14 protein-coding genes are annotated in these 20,759 nt (G+C 58.2%); 5 read left to right on the plus strand and 9 right to left on the minus strand.

Going from position 1 to position 20,759, the window contains the following annotated elements:
- The first annotated feature begins 61 nt into the window (after positions 1 to 61).
- Both rlmKL and H8F21_RS09430 read left to right on the plus strand, forming a co-directional pair.
- On the plus strand, positions 62 to 2,263 hold the full coding sequence (gene rlmKL, locus H8F21_RS09425) for a bifunctional 23S rRNA (guanine(2069)-N(7))-methyltransferase RlmK/23S rRNA (guanine(2445)-N(2))-methyltransferase RlmL (RefSeq protein ID WP_203476815.1): 2,202 nt from the start codon (positions 62 to 64) through the stop codon (positions 2,261 to 2,263).
- Positions 2,264 to 2,369: 106 nt separating this feature from the next.
- Positions 2,370 to 4,766, plus strand: a complete 2,397-nt coding sequence (locus H8F21_RS09430; protein ID WP_203584264.1) for a sensor domain-containing diguanylate cyclase — start codon at positions 2,370 to 2,372, stop codon at positions 4,764 to 4,766.
- 4 nt (positions 4,767 to 4,770) lie between these two features.
- Here H8F21_RS09430 and dacB read toward each other — a convergent pair whose 3' ends face one another.
- Both dacB and H8F21_RS09440 read right to left on the minus strand, forming a co-directional pair.
- Positions 4,771 to 6,234, minus strand: a complete 1,464-nt coding sequence (gene dacB, locus H8F21_RS09435) for a D-alanyl-D-alanine carboxypeptidase/D-alanyl-D-alanine endopeptidase (protein WP_203476805.1) — start codon at positions 6,232 to 6,234, stop codon at positions 4,771 to 4,773.
- A 220-nt stretch (positions 6,235 to 6,454) separates the two neighbouring features.
- Positions 6,455 to 6,799, minus strand: a complete 345-nt coding sequence (locus H8F21_RS09440) for a YggL family protein (protein ID WP_203476801.1) — start codon at positions 6,797 to 6,799, stop codon at positions 6,455 to 6,457.
- 261 nt (positions 6,800 to 7,060) lie between these two features.
- On the opposite strand from H8F21_RS09440, the gene metE reads away from it, so the two are divergent.
- Positions 7,061 to 9,349, plus strand: coding sequence for a 5-methyltetrahydropteroyltriglutamate--homocysteine S-methyltransferase (gene metE, locus H8F21_RS09445; protein WP_203476799.1), 2,289 nt, complete (start codon positions 7,061 to 7,063; stop codon positions 9,347 to 9,349).
- A 72-nt stretch (positions 9,350 to 9,421) separates the two neighbouring features.
- On the opposite strand, the gene H8F21_RS09450 is transcribed toward metE, so the two are convergent.
- From H8F21_RS09450 to H8F21_RS09460, 3 genes are all read right to left on the minus strand, one after another.
- The gene (locus H8F21_RS09450) at positions 9,422 to 13,075 is read right to left on the minus strand and encodes a transporter substrate-binding domain-containing protein (RefSeq protein ID WP_203584265.1); all 3,654 of its coding nucleotides are present in this window, start codon (positions 13,073 to 13,075) and stop codon (positions 9,422 to 9,424) included.
- 8 nt (positions 13,076 to 13,083) lie between these two features.
- Positions 13,084 to 13,710 (minus strand): response regulator transcription factor, encoded by a 627-nt coding sequence (locus tag H8F21_RS09455; RefSeq protein ID WP_203476795.1) that lies wholly within the window; start codon positions 13,708 to 13,710, stop codon positions 13,084 to 13,086.
- 304 nt (positions 13,711 to 14,014) lie between these two features.
- Positions 14,015 to 15,346 carry a deoxyguanosinetriphosphate triphosphohydrolase gene (locus H8F21_RS09460; RefSeq protein WP_203476793.1) on the minus strand — a complete coding sequence of 444 codons (1,332 nt, stop codon included), beginning with the start codon at positions 15,344 to 15,346 and terminating at the stop codon, positions 14,015 to 14,017.
- Between the two features lie 133 nt (positions 15,347 to 15,479).
- On the opposite strand from H8F21_RS09460, the gene H8F21_RS29540 reads away from it, so the two are divergent.
- A complete protein-coding gene (locus H8F21_RS29540; protein ID WP_236042960.1) occupies positions 15,480 to 16,157 on the plus strand; it encodes a hypothetical protein in 678 nt (225 codons plus the stop codon).
- Here H8F21_RS29540 and H8F21_RS09465 read toward each other — a convergent pair.
- From H8F21_RS09465 to H8F21_RS09475, 3 genes are read right to left on the minus strand one after another with little or no spacing between them, the layout of a single operon-like run.
- Positions 16,120 to 16,452: a hypothetical protein gene (locus H8F21_RS09465; protein ID WP_203476791.1), complete on the minus strand. Its 333-nt coding sequence runs from the start codon at positions 16,450 to 16,452 to the stop codon at positions 16,120 to 16,122. The genes H8F21_RS29540 and H8F21_RS09465 overlap by 38 nt on opposite strands.
- Complete coding sequence (locus tag H8F21_RS09470; RefSeq protein ID WP_136475276.1) at positions 16,449 to 16,826, minus strand: phage holin family protein; 378 nt, start codon at positions 16,824 to 16,826, stop codon at positions 16,449 to 16,451. The genes H8F21_RS09465 and H8F21_RS09470 overlap by 4 nt, the downstream gene beginning before the upstream one ends.
- A gap of 8 nt (positions 16,827 to 16,834) precedes the next feature.
- Positions 16,835 to 17,149, minus strand: a complete 315-nt coding sequence (locus H8F21_RS09475; protein ID WP_203476789.1) for an ElaB/YgaM/YqjD family protein — start codon at positions 17,147 to 17,149, stop codon at positions 16,835 to 16,837.
- A gap of 300 nt (positions 17,150 to 17,449) precedes the next feature.
- On the opposite strand from H8F21_RS09475, the gene H8F21_RS09480 reads away from it, so the two are divergent.
- Positions 17,450 to 18,658, plus strand: coding sequence for an ammonium transporter (locus tag H8F21_RS09480; RefSeq protein ID WP_203584266.1), 1,209 nt, complete (start codon positions 17,450 to 17,452; stop codon positions 18,656 to 18,658).
- On the opposite strand, the gene H8F21_RS09485 is transcribed toward H8F21_RS09480, so the two are convergent.
- Positions 18,659 to 20,617, minus strand: a complete 1,959-nt coding sequence (locus H8F21_RS09485; RefSeq protein WP_203476787.1) for a monovalent cation:proton antiporter-2 (CPA2) family protein — start codon at positions 20,615 to 20,617, stop codon at positions 18,659 to 18,661.
- Positions 20,618 to 20,759: the final 142 nt, after the last annotated feature.

Below are 20,759 nucleotides of genomic sequence, written 5' to 3' on the forward strand. Positions count from 1 at the left end.
TAAACATCGGAAGGGCGATGCGCTTGCCCTCCACTTTATTGCTCAAAGCACTGGATACCTCATGTCGGACCGTTTCGAACTCTACCTAACCTGCCCCAAAGGTCTTGAAGGACTGCTTGCCGAAGAAGCACGCGGTCTGGGCCTTGAAGAGGTGCGCGAACACACCTCGGCCATTCGCGGCTCGGCCGACATGGAAACGGCCTACCGGCTATGCCTTTGGTCGCGCTTAGGCAACCGTGTGCTGCTGGTGCTCAAGCGCTTCAACATGAAGAATGCCGACGATCTGTACGATGGTGTGCACGACGTCGAATGGCAGGATCATCTGGAAGCCAATGGTTCGTTGGCGGTAGAGTTCAGTGGTCATGGCTCGGGTATCGATAACACGCACTTCGGTGCGCTGAAGGTCAAGGATGCGATTGTCGACAAGTTGCGTACCCGCGATGGCGAGCGTCCGTCGGTCGACAAGCTCAACCCCGACCTGCGTGTACACCTGCGTCTGGACCGTGGCGAGGCGATCTTGTCCCTGGACTTGTCCGGCCACAGTCTGCACCAACGTGGCTATCGCCTGCAGCAAGGCGCCGCGCCGCTGAAAGAAAACCTGGCGGCTGCCGTATTGATTCGTGCGGGCTGGCCGCGCATTGCCGCTGAAGGCGGGGCGCTGGCCGACCCTATGTGTGGTGTCGGTACGTTCCTGGTTGAAGCCGCGATGATTGCTGCCGACATTGCCCCCAACCTCAAGCGTGAACGCTGGGGCTTCAGTGCCTGGCTTGGCCATGTGCCTGCGCTGTGGCGCAAGTTGCATGATGAAGCGCAGGCGCGAGCCCAGGCCGGCCTTGCGCGTCCGCCATTGTGGATTCGTGGCTATGAGGCCGATCCACGCTTGATCCAGCCGGGTCGCAACAACGTTGAACGCGCCGGGCTTAGCGACTGGGTGAAAATTTATCAGGGCGAAGTGGGCAGTTTCGAGCCGCGTCCAGACCAGAACCAAAAGGGCTTGGTCATTTGCAACCCGCCTTACGGTGAGCGCTTGGGCGATGAAGCGAGCCTGCTGTATCTCTACCAGAACCTGGGCGAGCGCCTGCGTCAGTCCTGCTTGAACTGGGAGGCTGCGGTGTTTACCGGCGCCCCGGACCTTGGCAAGCGCATGGGTATTCGCAGTCACAAACAGTACGCGTTCTGGAACGGTGCGCTGCCGTGTAAGTTGCTCTTGATCAAGGTCCAGCCTGATCAGTTCGTGACCGGTGAGCGTCGTCAACCTGAGCGCGATGCCCAGGGTAATGAGGATTTGCGTTCACCTGCGGCAGTCGCCAGCGAACCGGCGCGCCTGAGCGAAGGCGGGCAGATGTTTGCCAACCGCCTGCAGAAAAACCTCAAGCAACTGGGCAAGTGGGCCAAGCGCGAGCAGATCAGTTGCTACCGCTTGTATGACGCCGACATGCCTGAGTACGCGCTGGCTATCGATCTGTACCAGGACTGGGTCCACGTCCAGGAGTACGCGGCCCCTCGTTCAATCGACCCGGAAAAGGCCCAGGCCCGACTGTTCGATGCGCTGGCGGCAATTCCCCTGGCGCTGGGCATCGACCAGAGCCGAGTGGTGGTCAAGCGTCGCGAGCGGCAGAGTGGCACGCGCCAGTACGAGCGCCAGAGCACCCAGGGTCAGTTCCTGGAGGTCAACGAAGGTGGCGTCAAGTTGCTGGTCAACCTGACGGATTACCTGGATACCGGGCTGTTCCTCGATCACCGTCCGATGCGCATGCGTATCCAGCGTGAAGCTGCAGGCAAACGTTTCCTCAACCTGTTCTGCTACACCGCTACCGCTACCGTGCATGCGGCCAAGGGCGGTGCCCGCAGCACTACCAGCGTGGACCTGTCGCGCACCTATCTGGATTGGGCACGGCGCAACCTGTCGCTCAATGGTTTCTCTGACAAGAACCGTCTGGAACAAGGTGATGTGATGGCTTGGCTGCAAGCATGCCGTGACGAATACGACCTTATCTTCATCGACCCACCGACCTTCTCCAACTCCAAGCGCATGGAAGGAGTGTTCGATATCCAGCGTGACCATGTCGAGTTGCTCGACCTGGCGGTGGCCAGGCTGGCACCCGCTGGCGTGTTGTATTTCTCCAATAACTTCCGCAAGTTCCAGCTCGACGAACATCTGGGCGAACGCTATGCGGTTGAGGAAATCACCGCACAGACGCTGGACCCCGATTTTGCTCGCAACAGCAAGATTCACCGAGCGTGGCGCATTCAAGCGCGCTAAGTGCAAACTTCTCCCTGGCCCTGGATTGCTTCATTAGTGGCGAATGGCTATAACTGAGGTAGGGCCTGGGAAACGCTGCATGCTGGCGTTATGAGTGTTATCTATTATGTCGATGCATGGCGTTCGTCCAAAGATGCTCGGCTTTGTCAGCGAAGAAGTATCCGCCTGGCTCGTTGCCCTCGTGGCATTGGTGGCTGGCGGTCTGTTGACCGCTTTGCTGGCGCTGGCAACTTACGAGTTGTACCAGCAGCAGCTGCGGCAACGCTTCCAATTGCTGGCCAGCGAGCGCTACAGTCGTATCGAAGAGCGCTTCGAGGATCAGGTGCAGCGCCTTGATGGCCTGCGCCGATTCTTTGTCTATGCCACCGAAATTACCGTCGACGAATTCAATGGTTATGCACACCCCTTGTTGCATCGCACCCAGGCCTATTCCTGGGCGCCTCGCGTACCGGGGGCGGCTCGTGATGAATTCGAACGACGGGCAAGCGAGACGCTAGGTCGTCCGTATTCAATTCAGCAACTGACCGACGAGGGTGAGTTGCAAGTATCGCCTCAGCGCCCACTGTACTACCCGGTGCTGTTTACCCAGGCCTTAGGCCCGGCGCGCCAGCCCTTCGGCCTGGACCTGCTGTCGCAGGCCTTGCGAGAGGATACGCTGCAGCGCGCCTCCAAGCCTGGCACCCTGGCTGTATCGGCGCCGTTGAACCTTACCGACGTAGAGCCCGACTATGCGCGTGGGGTGCTGATGGTGACGCCGGTGTTCGCGCCAGTTGATCCTGGTCCGGTGCCCAAGGGCTATGTCATGGCGGTGATCAGCATGCGCCAGTTGATGGCCGAGGGGCTGCCGAGCGCGGCCCAGGACAATCTGGTGGTGCGGATTCGCGACCTCACCGGGCCCGATGGCCGCCAAGAGGTGCTGTTCCAGTCCGACAACCCGGGCACTTCATCGTCGCTTGCGGCCAGCTATCTGTTGCACTTGGCCGATCACGACTACCAGCTTGATATCCATCCCAGTCTGGCGTTCATGCAGGCCAACCGGTCTTCGGCCGTCACCGCTGTAGTGTTTCTGGGTGGGTTGCTCAGCGTGATGCTCAGCGCCTTGCTGTTCAGTCTGTTCAGCCAGCGCCAACGCGCCCTGACCCTGGTGGAGCAACGCACCGGTGAGCTGCGCGTCAGTGAGCAATCTTTGCGTGACACCCATAACCAACTGAGCAGCGTGCTCAACGCCGCGACGCAAGTTGCGATCATCGCCACCAACTTGCGTGGCGTTGTCACCACCTTCAATGCTGGTGCCGAGCGCATGCTCGGTTACAGCAGCAGTGAAGCACTCGGCAATCTCTCCCTTGAAGGGCTGGTGTCACCTCAGGAATTGCAGCAACGGGCCCGTGATCTAAGCCAGCGCTATGGGCGTGAGATTACGCCCGCCCAGGCCATGTTCGCGCAGACCGTTCCGGAAAGTGGTCGCGAGGCCGGAGAGTGGTCGCTGGTGCGCAAGGACGGCAGCCAATTGCTGGCCAATATGCTGGTGACAGCGGTGCTCGATGAGCAGGGATTGTGGGTTGGCCACTTGGCAATCTGCATCGATGTGACTGAACGCAAGCGCGTGCACGAAGCTTTGGCAGCGCGCGATCGTTTGCTGGACAAGCTCAGTGCCGAAGTGCCTGGGGGTATTTATCAGTTTCGTCTGCGCGCCGATGGCAGTTCCTGCTTCAGTTATGCCAGTGAAGGCCTGCGGGATATCTACGAGATCGATCCTCAATTGTTGCGCCAGGATGCTACGGCGGTGTTCGAGCGCATTCACCCGGACGACCTGTTGCGAGTGCGTACCTCGATCCGCAGTTCTGCCGAACAGTTGACCCCGTGGCGGGAAGAGTACCGGGTGTTGTTGCCAATCGCGGGCCAGCGCTGGGTCAGGGGAGAAGCCACGCCGGAGCCGGAGGCCGACGGCAGCACACTCTGGCACGGCTATTTGACCGATATATCCGATTTGAAGCGTGTCGAGGAAGAGCTGCGGGCCTTGTCGGTGACGGACTCACTGACAGGTATCCACAACCGTCGCTATTTCCAGGAGCGATTGAAGTCGGAGTTGGAGCGCGCCCAACGCGATCAGCTGGAACTGGCAGTAATCATGCTGGATATCGACCATTTCAAACGGATCAACGATCAGTTCGGCCACGCCGTGGGCGACCATGTGCTGCGCAGTCTGTGCCAGCGCATCAGTCAGCGCTTGCGCCGTACTGATGTGTTCTGTCGTTTGGGTGGCGAAGAATTCATGGTGTTATGCCCAGGCAGTAATGTCGACCAGGCGTACTCACTGGCCGTGGAACTGTGGCAGGGCGTACGTAGCGTACCGGTAGAGGGCGTCGGGCAGGTTACTGCCAGTTTTGGCGTTGCCGGCTGGCGCCCGGGTGAGGGCGCCGACGCCTTGTTGCTGCGCGCTGACTCTGGCGTTTACGCGGCCAAGCTGGCTGGCCGCGATCGCGTCGAAGCAGAACTGCCCTAAGCTATCAGGGCGCTACAGCGGCAGTGCTGTTGACCAGCTTTGGTTGGCGATACAGGTCCAGCAGGACCTGGTCGAGTACCGCTGAGGCACCCCAGGGCTTTGGATCGTTGAGGATCGCTGCCACTGCCCAGGTATTGCCGTTACTGTCGCGGCTGAAGCCTGCAATAGCGCGTACGGTATTCAGGGTGCCGGTCTTGATGTGGGCTTCGCCGGTCATGGCGGTGCGTTTGAGGCGCTTGCGCATGGTGCCATCCATGCCAACCAGTGGCATGGAACTGATGAACTCGGCGGCATAAGGGCTTTTCCAGGCCGCCTGCAGCAGGGCAGCCATTTCTCGGGTGCTGACGCGCTCAGCGCGGGACAAGCCCGAGCCATTTTCCATGATCAGGTGCGGAGCGGTGATGCCTTTCTTCGCCAACCACTGGCGTACTACACGCTGTGCTGCACGGGCGTCATCGCCGTCGGCATCGGTACGAAATTGTGCGCCCAGGCTCAGGAACAGCTGTTGAGCCATGGTGTTGTTACTGTACTTGTTGATATCGCGGATGATCTCGACGAGGTCTGGCGAGAAGGCGCGGGCCAGCAAGCGTGCGCTCTTGGGCACATTGTCGATGCGGTCGCGGCCTTGGATGGTGCCACCCAGCTCACTCCAGATGGCGCGCACTGCACCTGCCGCGTAGGTAGGGTGGTCGAGCAGCGACAAGTAGGTTTGCGAGTTGCAACCATCACCCAACTGGCCACTGACCACGACAGTGACGCCGTCAGCCTGAGTCACCGGGTTGTAGCGGACATTGCCGGAGCATTGCTTGCTGTTGACTGCCTTGATCTGATTGTCGATGCGGATGTTAGCGATGGGTGGCTCAACCGACACCAGCACCTTGCCGCCGTCATTGCGGGCCACAAAACGCAGGGCCTTGAGGTTGATCAGCAATGAATCAGGCTTGACCAGGAACGGCTTGTTTTCGTCGCCACCGTCGTCATTGAACTGGGGAAGTACTGGCTGGACGAAATGGCTGCGGTCGAGCACTAAGTCGCCGCTGATAGTCTGTACGCCATTGGCGCGGAGGTCGCGCATCAGCAACCAGAGTTTTTCCATGTTCAGTTTCGGGTCACCACCACCTTTTAAGTAGAGATTACCCTGCAGGACACCGTTGCGCAGTGGGCCGTCGCTATAGAACTCGGTTTTCCATTGGTGAGTGGGTCCGAGCAACTCCAGGGCGGCATAGGTGGTGACCAGTTTCATGGTGGAAGCCGGGTTTACCGAGACATCGGCGTTGAACACGGTGGGTGTGCCAGGGCCGTTGAGTGGGATCATCACCAGCGACAGGGCCGTGTCCTGCAATTTATTGGTTTTCAGCGCTTGCTGCACTTTGGCGGGGAGCGTGGTGTTGACGGCCGCAGCCTGGGAAGGAAGTGCTACAGGCAAAAGCAGGCCTGCGAGCAGAAGAGGGCGTAAAGATTTGATCATGGAGTAAAACCCTGCGCGCGAGGGGTGAAAAAAACGGAGCAGAAAAAAATGAAGGCTCCGGTGTAAAAAAATATAGCGCGCATTATGCCCCAAGGTGCTGGGCGATGGGGCAGTGGCAAGGGGTGGCTTGTCGGCTTTTGTGCGAGTAAAGCGGCTAATTGGCGTGCTGAGGACAAAAAAAAGGGCCATCACGATGGATGGCCCTGATTACACCAGAAGATCAAACAGCCGGATTGACCGGATTTTCTGGGTACCATGCGTCCAGCAGCGGGCTGATTTCGATATTGGTCAGTTCAGCGCGACCTTTGAGCCATGCTTCAACGGCGCTACGCTGTTCTTCGGTAACCGAGCCACGCTTGGCGGCGCACACCAGACCAAAGTCATCACCACCAACATAATCCAGACCGTTGGCGTCCATCGCTTCGGTCAGGAACGCGTCGAGGAAGGCATCGATTGCTTCGTCAGTCAGATCTTCCTTGAAGCCCAGGTTCAACTCGAAGCCCAATTCCTGGAACTCATCTACACAAAGTTTTTTGCGCAGACGGCGGGAACGGTTAGTGGCCATGAAACAATCCTCTTAAGAAATATCGGGGCGCAGTTTACCAGCTTCAGACCCCGGCTGCCTGCTTGTGCACACACTTGGTGATTTAGCGCATGTCGGTTGCCAGTTTCGCGTCTAGCGGGCGATCAGGGCGGCGTGGGGGGGCGAAATGTGCTGTGCAGGACTATTAGTAAAACTTGTGATGATCGAGAATAAAATGAGTTTGTCTCACTATTGGCTAAATGCCGACAATGGCTCCCATCATACACATCGGAGTTTTTTGCCATGGCCTTGGCCCATTCCCTGGGATTTCCGCGCATTGGTCGCGACCGTGAACTGAAGAAAGCCCAAGAGGCTTTCTGGAAAGGTGAACTGAGCGAGGCAGGCTTGCGTGCAGTTGGCACTGAGCTGCGCAAGACGCACTGGCAACTGCAGAAAGAGGCTGGAATCGAATTGCTGCCAGTCGGCGATTTCGCTTGGTACGATCAAGTACTGACACACTCGTTGATGTTCGGTGTTATTGCGCAGCGATTCCGCCCTCACGATGGCAAAGCGACCCTGCAAACCCTGTTCGGCATGGCGCGCGGCGTCAGCGACAGTTGCTGTGGCGGTGCCCATGCCCAGGAAATGACCAAGTGGTTTGATACCAACTACCACTACCTGGTCCCGGAGTTCACTGCCGATCAACAGTTTCAATTGGGCTGGGATCAACTGTTCGAAGAAGTCGCCGAAGCCAAGGCGCTGGGCCACAACGTCAAGCCCGTGGTAATCGGTCCGCTGACCTATCTGTGGCTGGGTAAAACCAAAGGTGCGGAGTTCGACAAACTCGAATTGCTTGATCGCCTGCTACCGTTGTACGGGCAGATCTTCCAGCGCTTGGCAGCGCAAGGCGTTGAGTGGGTTCAGATCGATGAGCCCATTCTGGTGCTCGACCTGCCGCAGGAATGGAAGAATGCGTTCGAACGCGCCTACAACCAGATCCAGCGTGACCCACTGAAAAAGCTGCTCGCCACTTATTTCGGTGGTCTGGAAGAAAACCTGGGTCTGGCGGCTAACCTGCCGGTCGACGGTTTGCACATTGATTTGGTGCGTGCCCCCGACCAGTACCCGACCATCCTCGATCGTTTGCCCGCCTATAAAGTGCTGTCGCTGGGAGTGGTCAACGGGCGTAACGTCTGGCGGTGTGACCTTGAAAAAGCGCTGGCTGTGTTGCAACACGCCAATGAGCGTCTGGGTCCACGTTTGTGGGTCGCGCCTTCCTGTTCCTTGCTGCACAGCCCGGTTGATCTGGGGCGTGAAGACAAGCTGGATGCCGAACTCAAGAGCTGGCTGGCCTTCGCCGTGCAGAAGTGCGAAGAAGTCGCCGTTCTGACCCAGGCAGTAAATGAACCGCAAGCGCCAGCAGTGGTGCAAGCGCTGGCGCAAAGCCGTGCGGTGCAAGCTGGCCGTGCCGCTTCCTCGCGTATTCACAAGCCCGCCGTTCAGGCGCGTGTCGCTGCCATCACTGCCAAGGACAGCCAGCGTCAGTCGCGGTTTTCCACCCGTATCACCAAGCAGCGTGCAGGCCTGGATCTGCCCCTGTTCCCGACCACGACCATTGGCTCGTTCCCGCAAACCGGTGCGATTCGCCTGGCACGCCAGTCGTTCAAGCAAGGCAAGCTCACCGAAGCCCAATACATCGAAGCAATGCACAGTGAGATTCGCCACGCTGTCCAAGTGCAGGAGCGCCTGGGCCTGGACGTACTGGTGCACGGTGAGGCTGAGCGAAACGACATGGTCGAATATTTTGCCGAGCAACTGGACGGCTATGTATTCACCCGTTTTGGCTGGGTTCAGAGTTACGGTTCGCGCTGCGTTAAACCTGCGGTGATATTTGGCGACCTTAGCCGTCCGAAAGCCATGACTGTCGAATGGATTCGTTATGCCCAAGGTCTGACTGAAAAAGTCATGAAAGGCATGCTCACCGGACCTGTGACCATGCTGATGTGGTCGTTCCCACGCGAGGATGTTTCTCGTGAAGTGCAGGCACGACAACTGGCGCTGGCCATTCGTGATGAAGTGGTCGACCTTGAAGCGGCTGGCATCAAGATCGTGCAGATCGACGAAGCCGCTTTCCGCGAAGGGCTGCCGCTGCGTCAGGCGCATTGGCAGCATTACCTGGACTGGGCGACCGAGGTCTTCCGTTTGTGTGCCTCCGGTGTCGATGACCAAACACAGATTCACACGCACATGTGCTACAGCGAGTTCAACGATGTCATTGAGTCGATTGCTGCAATGGATGCCGACGTCATCACCATTGAAACTTCGCGTTCAGATATGGAGTTGCTGGATGCGTTTGAGGCCTTCGCCTATCCGAACGAGATCGGCCCGGGGGTCTACGACATCCACTCGCCACGCGTGCCGGACGCCTCGGAAATGGCCAACTTGCTGCGCAAGGCCGCCCAGCGTATTCCTGCCGAGCGTTTGTGGGTCAACCCGGATTGCGGCCTGAAAACTCGTGGTTGGCCAGAAACCGAGGCCGCCCTGGTACACATGGTTACCGCTGCTCGCCAATTGCGTAAAGAGTTGGCTTGATCCGTGTCGCGGTAATCTGCACTGAGTCGTTGGGCTGCGATGCAGCCCGACGCCGTTGTAGGCGGGATGCTGTCAGCTCGCCCTGGCCGTCGTAGCGGCGCAGTCGCCGCGCTGCAAGTGCTGTTCAAGCGCCTGCTCCACCAGGGCCATGGCGGCTATCACCTGTTGCTGGTGAAACTTGAGCGTGGCGGTTGATGCATCTGCGCTGCAGCGCGATTCAAGCTGTTCGCAGGCGTTTATCAAGACGGTGGCTTGAATGATTCGTGCAGCGCCCAGAATTCGATGAGCCTCACTTTTTAATTGATGCGCTTGCAGGTTGGTATCAAGCGCCTCCATCGCGGTCCGATCCCGACCCAGGCTTTCCAGAAGTTGCTCCAGTAATGCCTGCATGTCGGCAGCACAGTCGCCCACCAATGGGTGCAGGCCATGCAGGTTGAACAATCGGCAGTCATCGGCAGTCTCGCGTTCAGGCAACGGCGCGATCCCGGCGAGGTGCTGACTGAGGGTCTTGAGGCAGATAGGTTTGAGCAGGCAGTCATCCATGCCGGCCTGATGGCACTGTTGGCGGACTTCAGGCTGGGCGTTGGCGGTATAGCCAAAGATGGTGCAGCGTGGCCATTGCCTTTCACTTTCTTCAGTACGGACCGTTCGGGCAAATTGATAGCCATTCATGCCTGGCATGTTGCAGTCGACAACCAGCACATCAAATGCTTCGCGTCGCCAACGATGCAAGCCCTCAAGGCCATTGTCGACGCTGCGGTACGCCAGCCCCAGATGGCTCAATTGTTGAGTCATCAGCAACAGATTGGCGGGGTGATCATCGACGACCAGTATTTTCAGCGCGGCAATTTCACCGCAGGCCTCGTGGATCGGTGTGGTCATGCTCGGCATGGGGGGCATGAGCGTTAGAGGCATGCTGATGTGCACGCAGGTACCTTGGCCCAGCACACTGTGCAATGTAAGGCTACCGCCCATGCGCCGGCACAGGTCGCGGCTGATAGCCAGGCCCAGGCCAGTGCCACTGCGTGCCAACTGACTGTCAGGGTTGGCCTGGGCGAAGGGTAGGAAAACGCGTTGCTGGTCGTGTTCGCCGATGCCAATGCCGCTGTCCTTGACTGTTAGCTCAAGTTGGACGATATCCGGCGCGGGGCCAAGCTCCAGGGTCAGATTGATGATGATCTGCCCATGCTCGGTAAACTTGATCGCATTGCTGAGCAGATTAGAAAGTATTTGCTTGAACCGCAGCGGGTCCAGTCGAACGTCGGTATGTGCGTTGGGAGATATGCGGATCATCAAACTCAGGTTCTTTTGCCGTGCCAGGCCGTCGAACACACGCCGGACTGACTCGACCAGCTCTGCAAGATTGACGCGTTCAGGTGCCAGGGTCAGGTGCCCGGACTCGATACGGGCGATGTCGAGTATGTCGCCGATCAGCGCCAGCAAGTCCTTGGCCGAGCTGTAAGCGACTTCAATTGCCGGACGGTCCAACTGATTCTCTTGCGCTTTCTCCAGCGCCAGCTCAAGCATGCCGAGTATTGCGTTCATGGGGGTACGGATTTCATGACTGATGGTTGCCAGAAACGTGCTTTTGGCGCGGTTGGCGTCATCGGCACGTTGCTTGGCCAGGCGCAGGTCCTGGATCAGTTGGCGGCGCTCGCTGATATCGATCCAGCCCCCAATGATGCCCTGGATCTCGCCGAGCGAATCACGGTAAGGAAGGATCCAGTGATAGATGGTCATTGCTTTGTCGTTGAGCAATAGCGGACGGTCAACAATCAGGGGCACTCCCTCGCGCATCACTTGCTGATAGTCGGCCTGGATCTGACTGGCATAGCAGCTGTCACCCAATGCGCCATCTTCAACGCGCATGTCGAGTACTTTGCTGCGCTGTGACTGCACGGCTTCCAGGTAGCTGTCGTTGCAGCTCTGCAGCAAGCCTTCGCGGTCACGCACATAGATGGGATGGGGAGTGCCGTTGACCAGGGTACGCATGAATTCCAGTTGATCGCCCAGAGCACGTTCGGCGATCTCGCGTTGCTTGATCTGCCGGCGCATACGCGCATTCCAGGCCAATGAAAGGAGCAGAAGCAGGCTTGTGCCCAGTACGACTTGCAGCACCAGTTGATGGTACTTGTTCCAGTAGGAGTCGCTCTCGGTACTGTAGCCACGCCAACGGTTGTTGATAATCCCCAACTCCTCCGGTGCAATGCTCAGCAGCGCTTTGTCCAGAATGGATGTGAGTTCCTGGGCATGCCGCGAGGTTGCCATCGAGAACGTTGCCGGTAGCGTACCCACCGACGCGCGAATAACCATGCCCGCCTGGCTCGCCATGCTGAAGTTGGCGTCGATCAGCGGCACAATGGCTGCGTCGACGTGACCATTGGCAAGCAGTGAAGTCGAATAGGCCGTGCTTTCGGTCGGTATCACCTCGGCCATGTGTTCGTACAGTGTGTCGATCAGCGCGCTGTTGCGCGTGAGCGCTACACGTTTATGCGCGAGTTGCTCCAGTGAAGCAGGTTGGTCTTTGCCTTTGCGGGTCATCAACACATAAGAATTTTCAAGATACGGGCGGCTGATGGCCAGGGTGTTTTCCCGATGCTTGCTGTGACTGATCGCGGCGATGATATCGGCTTGGCCATTGTTCAGGCGGTCGATCATTTCGCTGAAGCCGTTGGCGCGTTGTATCTCGAAGCGCAGGCCGGTTCGCAAGCGAATCAGTTCCAGAAGATCGGCGGCAATTCCGCGAAAATTCCCGCTACTGTCAAAAAAAGTCAAAGGCGCTGCGGTTTCATTGACCACCACGCGTACCAACGGATGGTTGCTCAGCCAACGCTCTTCACGTTGTGAAAGTTGGAGTTTGCGGTCTGTCAGCAGTACATCGCTGCCTGCGCTCCAGCGTTTGAACAAGTTTTCTCGGGTGTCGGGGGGTATGTGGTCGAGCGTTGCATTGACCAGTTGCAGCAATGTGAGGTTGCTTTGCTGTAGAGCGAAGCTGAAGCCGACTGGTTCATGCTTGCCGAAGTTGGCCATCTTGACGTTCTGCAAGTGACCTTGCTTGATCAGGTAATGAGTGGAAATGGTATCGCCGAGAAAAACATCGGCCTGGTTGAACGCGACGGCATTGAGGGCATTCTGATAGGACGGGTAGGTCTGGATTGTGGCGTTGGGATAACTGGCTCGTACCTCAGCCAGTGGCAGGTAGTGATACACCATGCTCAGGCGCAGGCCCGCCAGGCCGGTATCAAGGGGGCGAGTTTCGTCCTCACGGGTAACCAGTACCGGCTGATCAATTGCGTAAGGCCTGGAAAGTACCACTCCCGGGGTGGCAGCCTCGAAGCCGTTGGCACTACCGAGCAGGTCTATATCTCCCCGGGTCAAGGCTTGCACTGCGTCCTGGCGGCTGGCAAAACGCTTTACCTGAACGTTCAGGCCGATGGCGCGTCCCAGGATCCCGGCAATGTCGGCGGTCAGGCCTTCATAGTCGTGACCGCTGGCGGTTATGTCGAACGGCGGGTAGTCCGCTGCCGAGGTGCCCAGCACCAATTGCTCTTTGCTGTCGATCCACTGGCGCTGAGCGCTATTGAGTGCAAGGTCCAGAACTAACGGCTGGCCACGGCTGAGCAATCTGTAGTGCCCGGACGGTAGCGGCCCGGCAACAGCCGTCGATACCATGCACAGGCAGGCCACGAGCAGACACAGGTAACCGAGGAGTGTGCGGCTAGGCATGGCCCGGCTCAAACCAAGGCATTACGTTTGGCCATTTCAATTAGTTCGACCAGCGATTTGGCTCTGAGCTTTTGCATCAAGCGCTTTTTGTAAGTGCTGACTGTCTTATTACTGAGAAACATGCCTTGGGCAATTTCCTTGTTGCTCCTGCCTTGAGCAAACAGTTGCAATACCATGAGCTCGCGATCATTGACCTGTTTGAATAGATCCAGTTCGCAGCACTCACCCCCCTGTGTTCGCAAATTGTTAATTGCCTGGCTGGGGAAATAGTTGTAACCCGAAAGTACGGCTTTGATAGCGCTGAGCAATTCACTCAGGTCTTCCTGTTTGCACACATATCCGGCGGCGCCGGAATGCATACAACGAACAGCGAACAAGGCTGGCGATTGTGCGGTCAGGACGAGGATTTTCAGCGGAATTGCCATGGTGTGGAAACGCGACAGCACCTCCAGTCCATCAAGCCGCGGAATGCTGATATCCAGGATAATCAGGTCGGGCGGGCATTCGCGGACCATTTGCATGGCATCTACACCATTGTCCGACTCTCCGACTACGTTATAGCCTTCGTTTTCCAGGAGCATGCGCACCGCCAGGCGGATGACCGGGTGATCGTCGATGATGAATACAGAATGCATGTTGAACTTTCCATGAAGGTGCCAAAGAGTAGGCGGGCACCTTAACGCAGTTAGAACAGGTCGCACATGAACTCAAAGGCTGGTAAATGCTATATAGGAAATGTCTTACCTTTAATGCAGGAAAGGCCTACAAGAGTTGTGTGGTGTTATTGCTCTATTTACGTTTATTGGTAAATTTCTGTTTCGATTTGAACGGCTTGTTTAGTTAGTGGTGCGCTTTGTAGTCTTTGTCCTGCGGAAAAATTCGCAAAAAGTAGCCTGCTGCGAACCGGTCCGGTTTACAGCAGGCTTATTCACCTTGGGGTCAAACCGGGCTGGAGCGGCCGGTCATCTCTCGTGCCATTTCGCTGGCATAGCTGTCTGTCATTCCGGCGATGAAGTCGATCATACGCAGGAATGAACTGTGCAGGGATGCCGAAGGATTTGGAGCATTATTGCCAAGCAGGTCAAGTACGCGTCGGCTCTTGAATGACGGCGTGCGTCCCCCATGCTGTTCCAGCGCCGCGCCACAAAAAGAATTGAGCAGAATCTCAAGCGTGGTATAGGCACCGATCTCATGCAGGGTCTTGCGTTTGTCCTGGAAGATTTTCTTGCGCGCCATGTCCTTCGCTTGCAGAACGCAGCGCTTGGCCGGGCCATGCATATGTTCGACAAGATCGCCCTGTAACTGACCTGACAACAGGGCATCCTGTTGTTCTACAAAGGCTCGAGCGGCGGCATTGGTCAGATGCTCGATGGCTTTGCCGCGCAGAATGGCCAGCTTGCGTCGGCGCGAATCGCCGGGACCCAGTTGCCGATAGGTTTCTGGCAGGTCATCACCCACCAGGCTCAGCAACAGCGACTCCACCTCGGGATAATCGAGCAGTTCCATCTCCAGGCCGTCTTCGAGGTCGATCAGTGCGTAGCAGATATCGTCGGCGGCTTCCATCAGATACACCAATGGATGCCGTGCCCAGCGCTGCTCCTCGATCTGCGGCAGACCTAGCTTGCGGGCAATCTGTTCAAGCAAGGGCAGTTCGCTCTGGTAGCAGCCGAACTTGTGCTTTTTATAGCCCATTGCATCAGCATGGCGGGCAGTCCAAGGGTACTTTAGATAGGTGCCGAGGGTGGCGTAGGTCAAACGGGTGCCACCATCGAACTGGTGGTATTCCAGTTGGGTCAGTACGCGAAAACCTTGGGCATTGCCTTCAAAATTGAGAAAGTCAGCACGTTCGGCGTTCGTCATGTCATCAAGCCAGCCGCGTCCGGCGGCTTGCTGGAACCAGTGGCGGATAGCATCTTCGCCGGAGTGGCCGAAGGGGGGGTTGCCGATGTCATGGGCAAGGCATGCCGATTGTACGACCATGCCCAGGTCACTCGGCTCGCACCATTGCGGCAGCTGGTTGCGCAAGGTTTCACCAACGCGCATGCCCAGTGAGCGGCCGACACAACTGACTTCCAGTGAATGCGTCAGGCGGGTATGGATATGATCATTGCTTGATACCGGATGTACTTGGGTCTTGCGCCCCAGGCGGCGGAACGCGCCGGAGAAGATGATCCGGTCATGATCCTTGTGAAAGGGGCTGCGGCCCAGCTCTTCAGGGCTGTGCAGGGTCTTGCCAAGACGTTCGCGGGTGAGCAGGGTGTGCCAGTCCAAGGCCGATTCTCCGATACAGGGGCAAGCCCGTAGCTTCCAGTTTCGGCGCGGTGCCTGCAAGTCAATCTGTGTCGGTAGGCGTTTGTCTGTAGGCTTATGGTCGATTTACCCAATGCGCGGAGCCGCTAGCAGGATGATTTTAGTTGTCGAGGGTATCAGTGCCAGTGGAAAAACCACGTGGTGCACGAAGCATGGAGGAGGGCATGTCGTTGCAGAGCATGGACGTTTCGAAAGTGCGCCGGACCGTCAACGTGAGCCGGTAGCAACGGCAGCTTTCTGGGCAGAGCGGAACGTGGAGCGCTGGCAGGCGGCACTCACAACGGAAGAAATTCATGGGTGGGCACTGTGTGACAGCGACCCCCTGAAGCTTCACTATATCTGGAGCCTTTGGCAGATCGGCGAGGTGTGTGAACAGGATTGGCTATTGGAGTTGGCAGCTACCAGGGAAACCGTTGCGCAAGGGCGAATCGGTTTTGCTGACTGTTACATCGTCGGGCGGATCGATCCTCAGCTTGCGCGTGAGCGAGCCAAGGCAGACAGCTCTCGGCGAAGAGGAAACTTCGAACTGCACGTGCGCCTGCAAACCGCCCTTATGGACTGGTACACAGCCCTCGATAAGGCACTGCCAGGCAGGGTGCGGTTTGATTTTCCCGCCCTTGTGCCTGACATGCAATCTGTTGAACCGAGGTACTCGCTAGCCGCTTTCGATCAAATGATCGCCTCACTGCCCCACGCTGAAACCTGCAGCGCAGAAGGGCGGGTTCGCGAGGTGCTCAACGCTTGTGAGCGGCGCCCTGCATCGCCAATTTGAGCAACGGTATCAAGCTGCTACCCAAGCGAATCATTCGGCTCAGGCCGCCGCCTTTTGCGCCTTTGCCGGTAAGAAAGCCAAGCACTACCACCGCGCCAATTCCCCACAGGGGGGCATGCTTGATGCCCAGTCCGCCCTGCAGGCTGTCACCCATGGCGCGCAGGCGGGTGAGGGGCGTGAGCAGTTGTCCGGACTCGTGACGGATTTCCTGGCGGTGCATTTCCAGGCGCAAACGAATCAACGCTTTGCGCAGTTCACGTCGATCGGTGGTTTTCGGCAGCTCAGGCAGGCTCATGGCAGTAGGCGCTCCCGGTCCTTGGCAAGTTCTTCGAGGGTCGAGTGGAAAGGTGATGATTCGTCGAACACCGCAGCTTTCAAGCGCAGTCCACAAAACACCGCCGCCAGGCCGTAGAACACGCACAGGCCAATGACCCCGGCCAACCGATAAGTGTCCCACAGCAGCACAAGTACCAGGCCCGAGAGGGCTACCAGCAGCAGCAGGGCAAACACCAGGGCCAAACCGGCAAACAGCAGCAGGCTCAAGGTTCGGGCTTTCTGCTCCTGCAGTTCAATTCCGAACAGCTCGACATGGCCGTGGAGCAGGCCAAGTACGGCGGCACCCAGGCGCTTGCTTGAAGCTGCACTGGTGCTGATCGATTCACTTTCCATAGCCAACCTCAGCGCCGATTTGCCAACAGACCAATCAGGAAACCAACCCCGGCGGCGATACCAATCGATTGCCATGGGTTGCTCTGGACATAGTCTTCCGTTGCCGTCAGCGCAGCCTGGCTGCGTTCACGGACCGAGTCCTGGGTAAGTTGCAGGGTTTCGCGAGCGCGCAGCAGGCTTTCATGAATTTGCTCGCGCAGCTCATCGGCCTGATCGCCAGCCAATGTGGCGGAGTGCTCAAGCAATTTTTCCGTGTCACGAACCAGAGCCTGGAAGTCGGCCATCAGTATGTCTTGAGCAGTCTTTGCCGATTTGCTGGTCATGGGGCTCTCCTTAACGGTGTGTGGCTATTTCGAGTCGCGTTTACTTGCGAAGGTTCAGAGAAAAACGCTGGTACAGCTTTTGCTGTTCCAAGCTGCGCTCAGGTCTGCAGCTTTCGCTTAGTCCATGCGAAGGCCTTGAACGGTCCTGTAAACCTTAACCCAATCCACGCCAAACCCAAGGAAAAACTCCAGATATCAGCAGGATCTGCCCAGGGAGGAGGCGCTTCAATGATCCAGGCTGGTGCAAAAAGGAGTCACTCCGCGCTGTCTTGGTGCTTTTTAGAAAGGCCTGCCGATTTTATGGAAAACCTGCAAAGTGCGGTGGACACGCTAGTCCACGGCTCCAATACGCTGTTCATCCTGCTGGGCGCTGTGATGGTGCTGGCCATGCACGCCGGCTTCGCCTTCCTTGAAGTGGGCACCGTGCGGCATAAAAACCAGGTCAACGCACTGTCCAAAATCCTCAGTGACTTCGCCATATCAACCTTGGCGTATTTCTTTGTCGGTTACTGGATTTCCTATGGCGTGAGTTTCCTGCAGCCGGCCTCGGTGCTCAGTCACGAGCATGGTTACAGCCTGGTGAAGTTCTTCTTTTTGCTGACATTTGCCGCAGCGATTCCAGCAATCATTTCCGGAGGCATCGCCGAGCGCGCGCGTTTTGCTCCGCAACTGTGCGCCACGGCGCTGATTGTCGCCTTCGTTTATCCGTTCTTCGAAGGCATTGTCTGGAACGGCAATTTTGGTGCACAGCGGTGGCTGGCGGAGCACTTTGGCGCCGGCTTCCATGATTTTGCCGGCTCCGTGGTAGTGCATGCCATGGGCGGCTGGCTGGCATTGACTGCCGTGCTCCTGCTTGGTGCGCGCAATGGCCGCTACCGTGACGGCAAGCTGGTGGCGTTCGCCCCTTCGAACATCCCGTTTCTGGCCCTGGGTTCATGGATCTTGATTGTCGGCTGGTTCGGCTTCAACGTCATGAGTGCCCAGACCCTGCAAGGGGTCAGTGGCCTGGTGGCGGTCAATTCGTTGATGGCCATGGTTGGCGGCACCGTGGCCGCGTTGCTGGTCGGGCGCAACGACCCAGGCTTTCTGCACAACGGTCCGCTGGCCGGGCTGGTAGCGGTGTGCGCTGGTTCCGATTTGATGCATCCGGTCGGGGCGCTGGCCACCGGAGCGATTGCCGGTGCCTTGTTTGTCTGGTGCTTTATTGCAGCGCAGAACACCTGGAAAATCGATGATGTATTGGGTGTCTGGCCACTGCACGGCTTGTGCGGTGTGTGGGGCGGGGTTGCCTGTGGCATTTTTGGCCAGACAGCACTCGGTGGTCTGGGCGGCGTCAGTCTGATCAGCCAGTTGATCGGCAGCCTCGCCGGGGTGTTGGTGGCGCTGGTCGGTGGCTTTGTCGTGTATGGCACGATCAAGTTGCTGGTTGGCCTGCGTTTGAGCCAGGAGCAGGAGTATTACGGCGCCGACCTGTCGATCCACAAGATCGGCGCCACCAGCCAGGACTGATCAGCGCCCGGACACCAACCGCGCCTCACAGGCTGAGAGCGCAGGCTGCGGGCCGCTGAGCAGCACTGCATCACCCGCATGCAGGCATGTCTGGGCGTCTACTGCCAGTTCTTCGCCATTGCGTTGCACCCCCTGCAATTCGACGCCCAGCTGTTCAAGGTTCAATTCGTTCAGCGGGCGTCCACAGGCGTAAGCTTCGGCGCCAAGGTTGACCGCGTGCATCATGGCCTTGGGCAGCCCTTCGCTGTCGACCGGGCTGGTTTGTGCGCCATGATAGAACGCTTGGAGCATACGGTAGCGTGACTGGCGCACTTCATTGATTCGCGCTTGCACATGGTCCATCGGCAGTCCGAGCATGATCAGTGCATGGGAGGCGAGCATCAGGCTCGACTCGAGCAGCTCCGGCACCACGGCCGTCGCGCCAGCAGCGTTGAGTTCCTCGCGCTGGCTGTCATCGCGGGTGCGTACCAGTATCTGCACGTCAGGATGACGCTCGCGCGCCGCTTTGAGCACGCTCATGGCGATATCGGTCTTGTCTACAGCTATTACCAGCAGGCGTGCCCGCTCAAGACCGATAGCGCTGAGCAGGTCCCCACGACGTGAGTCGCCGTAATGCACGCAACTCTCGCCAGCAGCAGCTTCCTGGACCCTGACAGGGTCATCGTCGAGCGCAATGAAGGGAATGTTTTCCCGGCGCAGGAAGCGTCCGATCGATTGCCCGACTCGGCCATAGCCGCAGATCAGCACGTGCCCGCTCATCGAGGCGCTTTGTGCCTCGATTTCCTCAAGGTGAATTTCTTCGTTGGGCTTGCGGTGCAGGCGTGCGGCGATGGCTGGTGCTGCACGCAGCAGCAGGGGCGTAACCAGCATCGAGCAGAAAGTAGCTGCCAGCAGCAGATTGCCGATAGCTTCGGGGAGTAGATGGGTTTGCTGCATCTGGGCCATGAGTGCAAAACAGAACTCGCCGCCTTGTGCCAGGGCCAGGCCGCTACGCCAGGCCGTTTCTGCATCGCTGCCACGTACCCGCACCAGTGCCGCCACCACGCAACCCTTGACCAATAGCAGGCCCAGGGTCAGGGCGAGAATCTCCAGGCCATGGGTGGCGAACAGGTGCAAGTCGATGAGCATGCCGATACTGACGAAGAACAGCCCCAGGAGTATATCGCGGAAGGGACGAATATCCGCCTCGATCTGGTGACGGTAGTTGCTCTCGCCCAGCAGCATGCCGGCAAGGAAGGCCCCCAGTGCCGGTGACAGCCCGAGCAAATGGGTCAGCCAGGCTGTCAGCAGCACAATCACCAGCGCCAGCAGTACGAACAACTCGGCCGAATGAGAGCTGGCAACTTCATGGAACAGGCGCGGCAGTATCCACCGGCTGGCCAGCAACAGGCCGATAAACAGGACGACGGTCTTGCCCAGGGTCAACGGCAAGGCCCAGTACCAGGCTTGATCGCTTTGGCCCGCAAATACGGGGACCAGCGTCAGCAGCAGTACCGCCACCACATCCTGGAACAGCAGCACGCCGATTGCGTTTTGTCCGTGGCTGCTGAAAATTTCACCCAGGCTGGTCAGCTCTTTGCTGACGATTGCCGTGGACGACAACGCGAGCCCCGCGCCTAGCAGCAGTGCGGCGTTGGCGGGCATGTCGAGCAAGAACAGCAGCCCGGCCAGCAGGATTCCCGAGCAGGCCACCTGCAGGCTACCCAGGCCAAATACCACCTTGCGCAGGGCAAGCATTTTCGACAGGGAGAACTCAAGACCCAGGGAAAACAGCAGGAAAACCACACCCATTTCCGCCAGGTCGGGCAATTCTTCGCTTTCATTGACCCAGTTCAGGGCCGTAGGGCCGACGAACAGCCCAACGCAGAGGTAGCCCAGCACAGGCGGCAGCTTCAGGCGCCGGAAGAAGGCGATGACGACCAGCGACGAAGCCAGAATGATCAACAGGTTGGCAAACACAAAACACTCCATGTGGAAAAACGATGAAAACCATTGAGTCTGCACCATAGCGCATGCGAGAGCGCTGATCTGAATCAGCAGTCGGCCAGCGCTGCAGGAGCCACGCTGGAGGCTCGACGGTTCCAGCTTGCAGTCCTAGAAT

Source organism: Pseudomonas arcuscaelestis (assembly GCF_016881005.1).
Lineage (GTDB): Bacteria > Pseudomonadota > Gammaproteobacteria > Pseudomonadales > Pseudomonadaceae > Aquipseudomonas > Aquipseudomonas arcuscaelestis.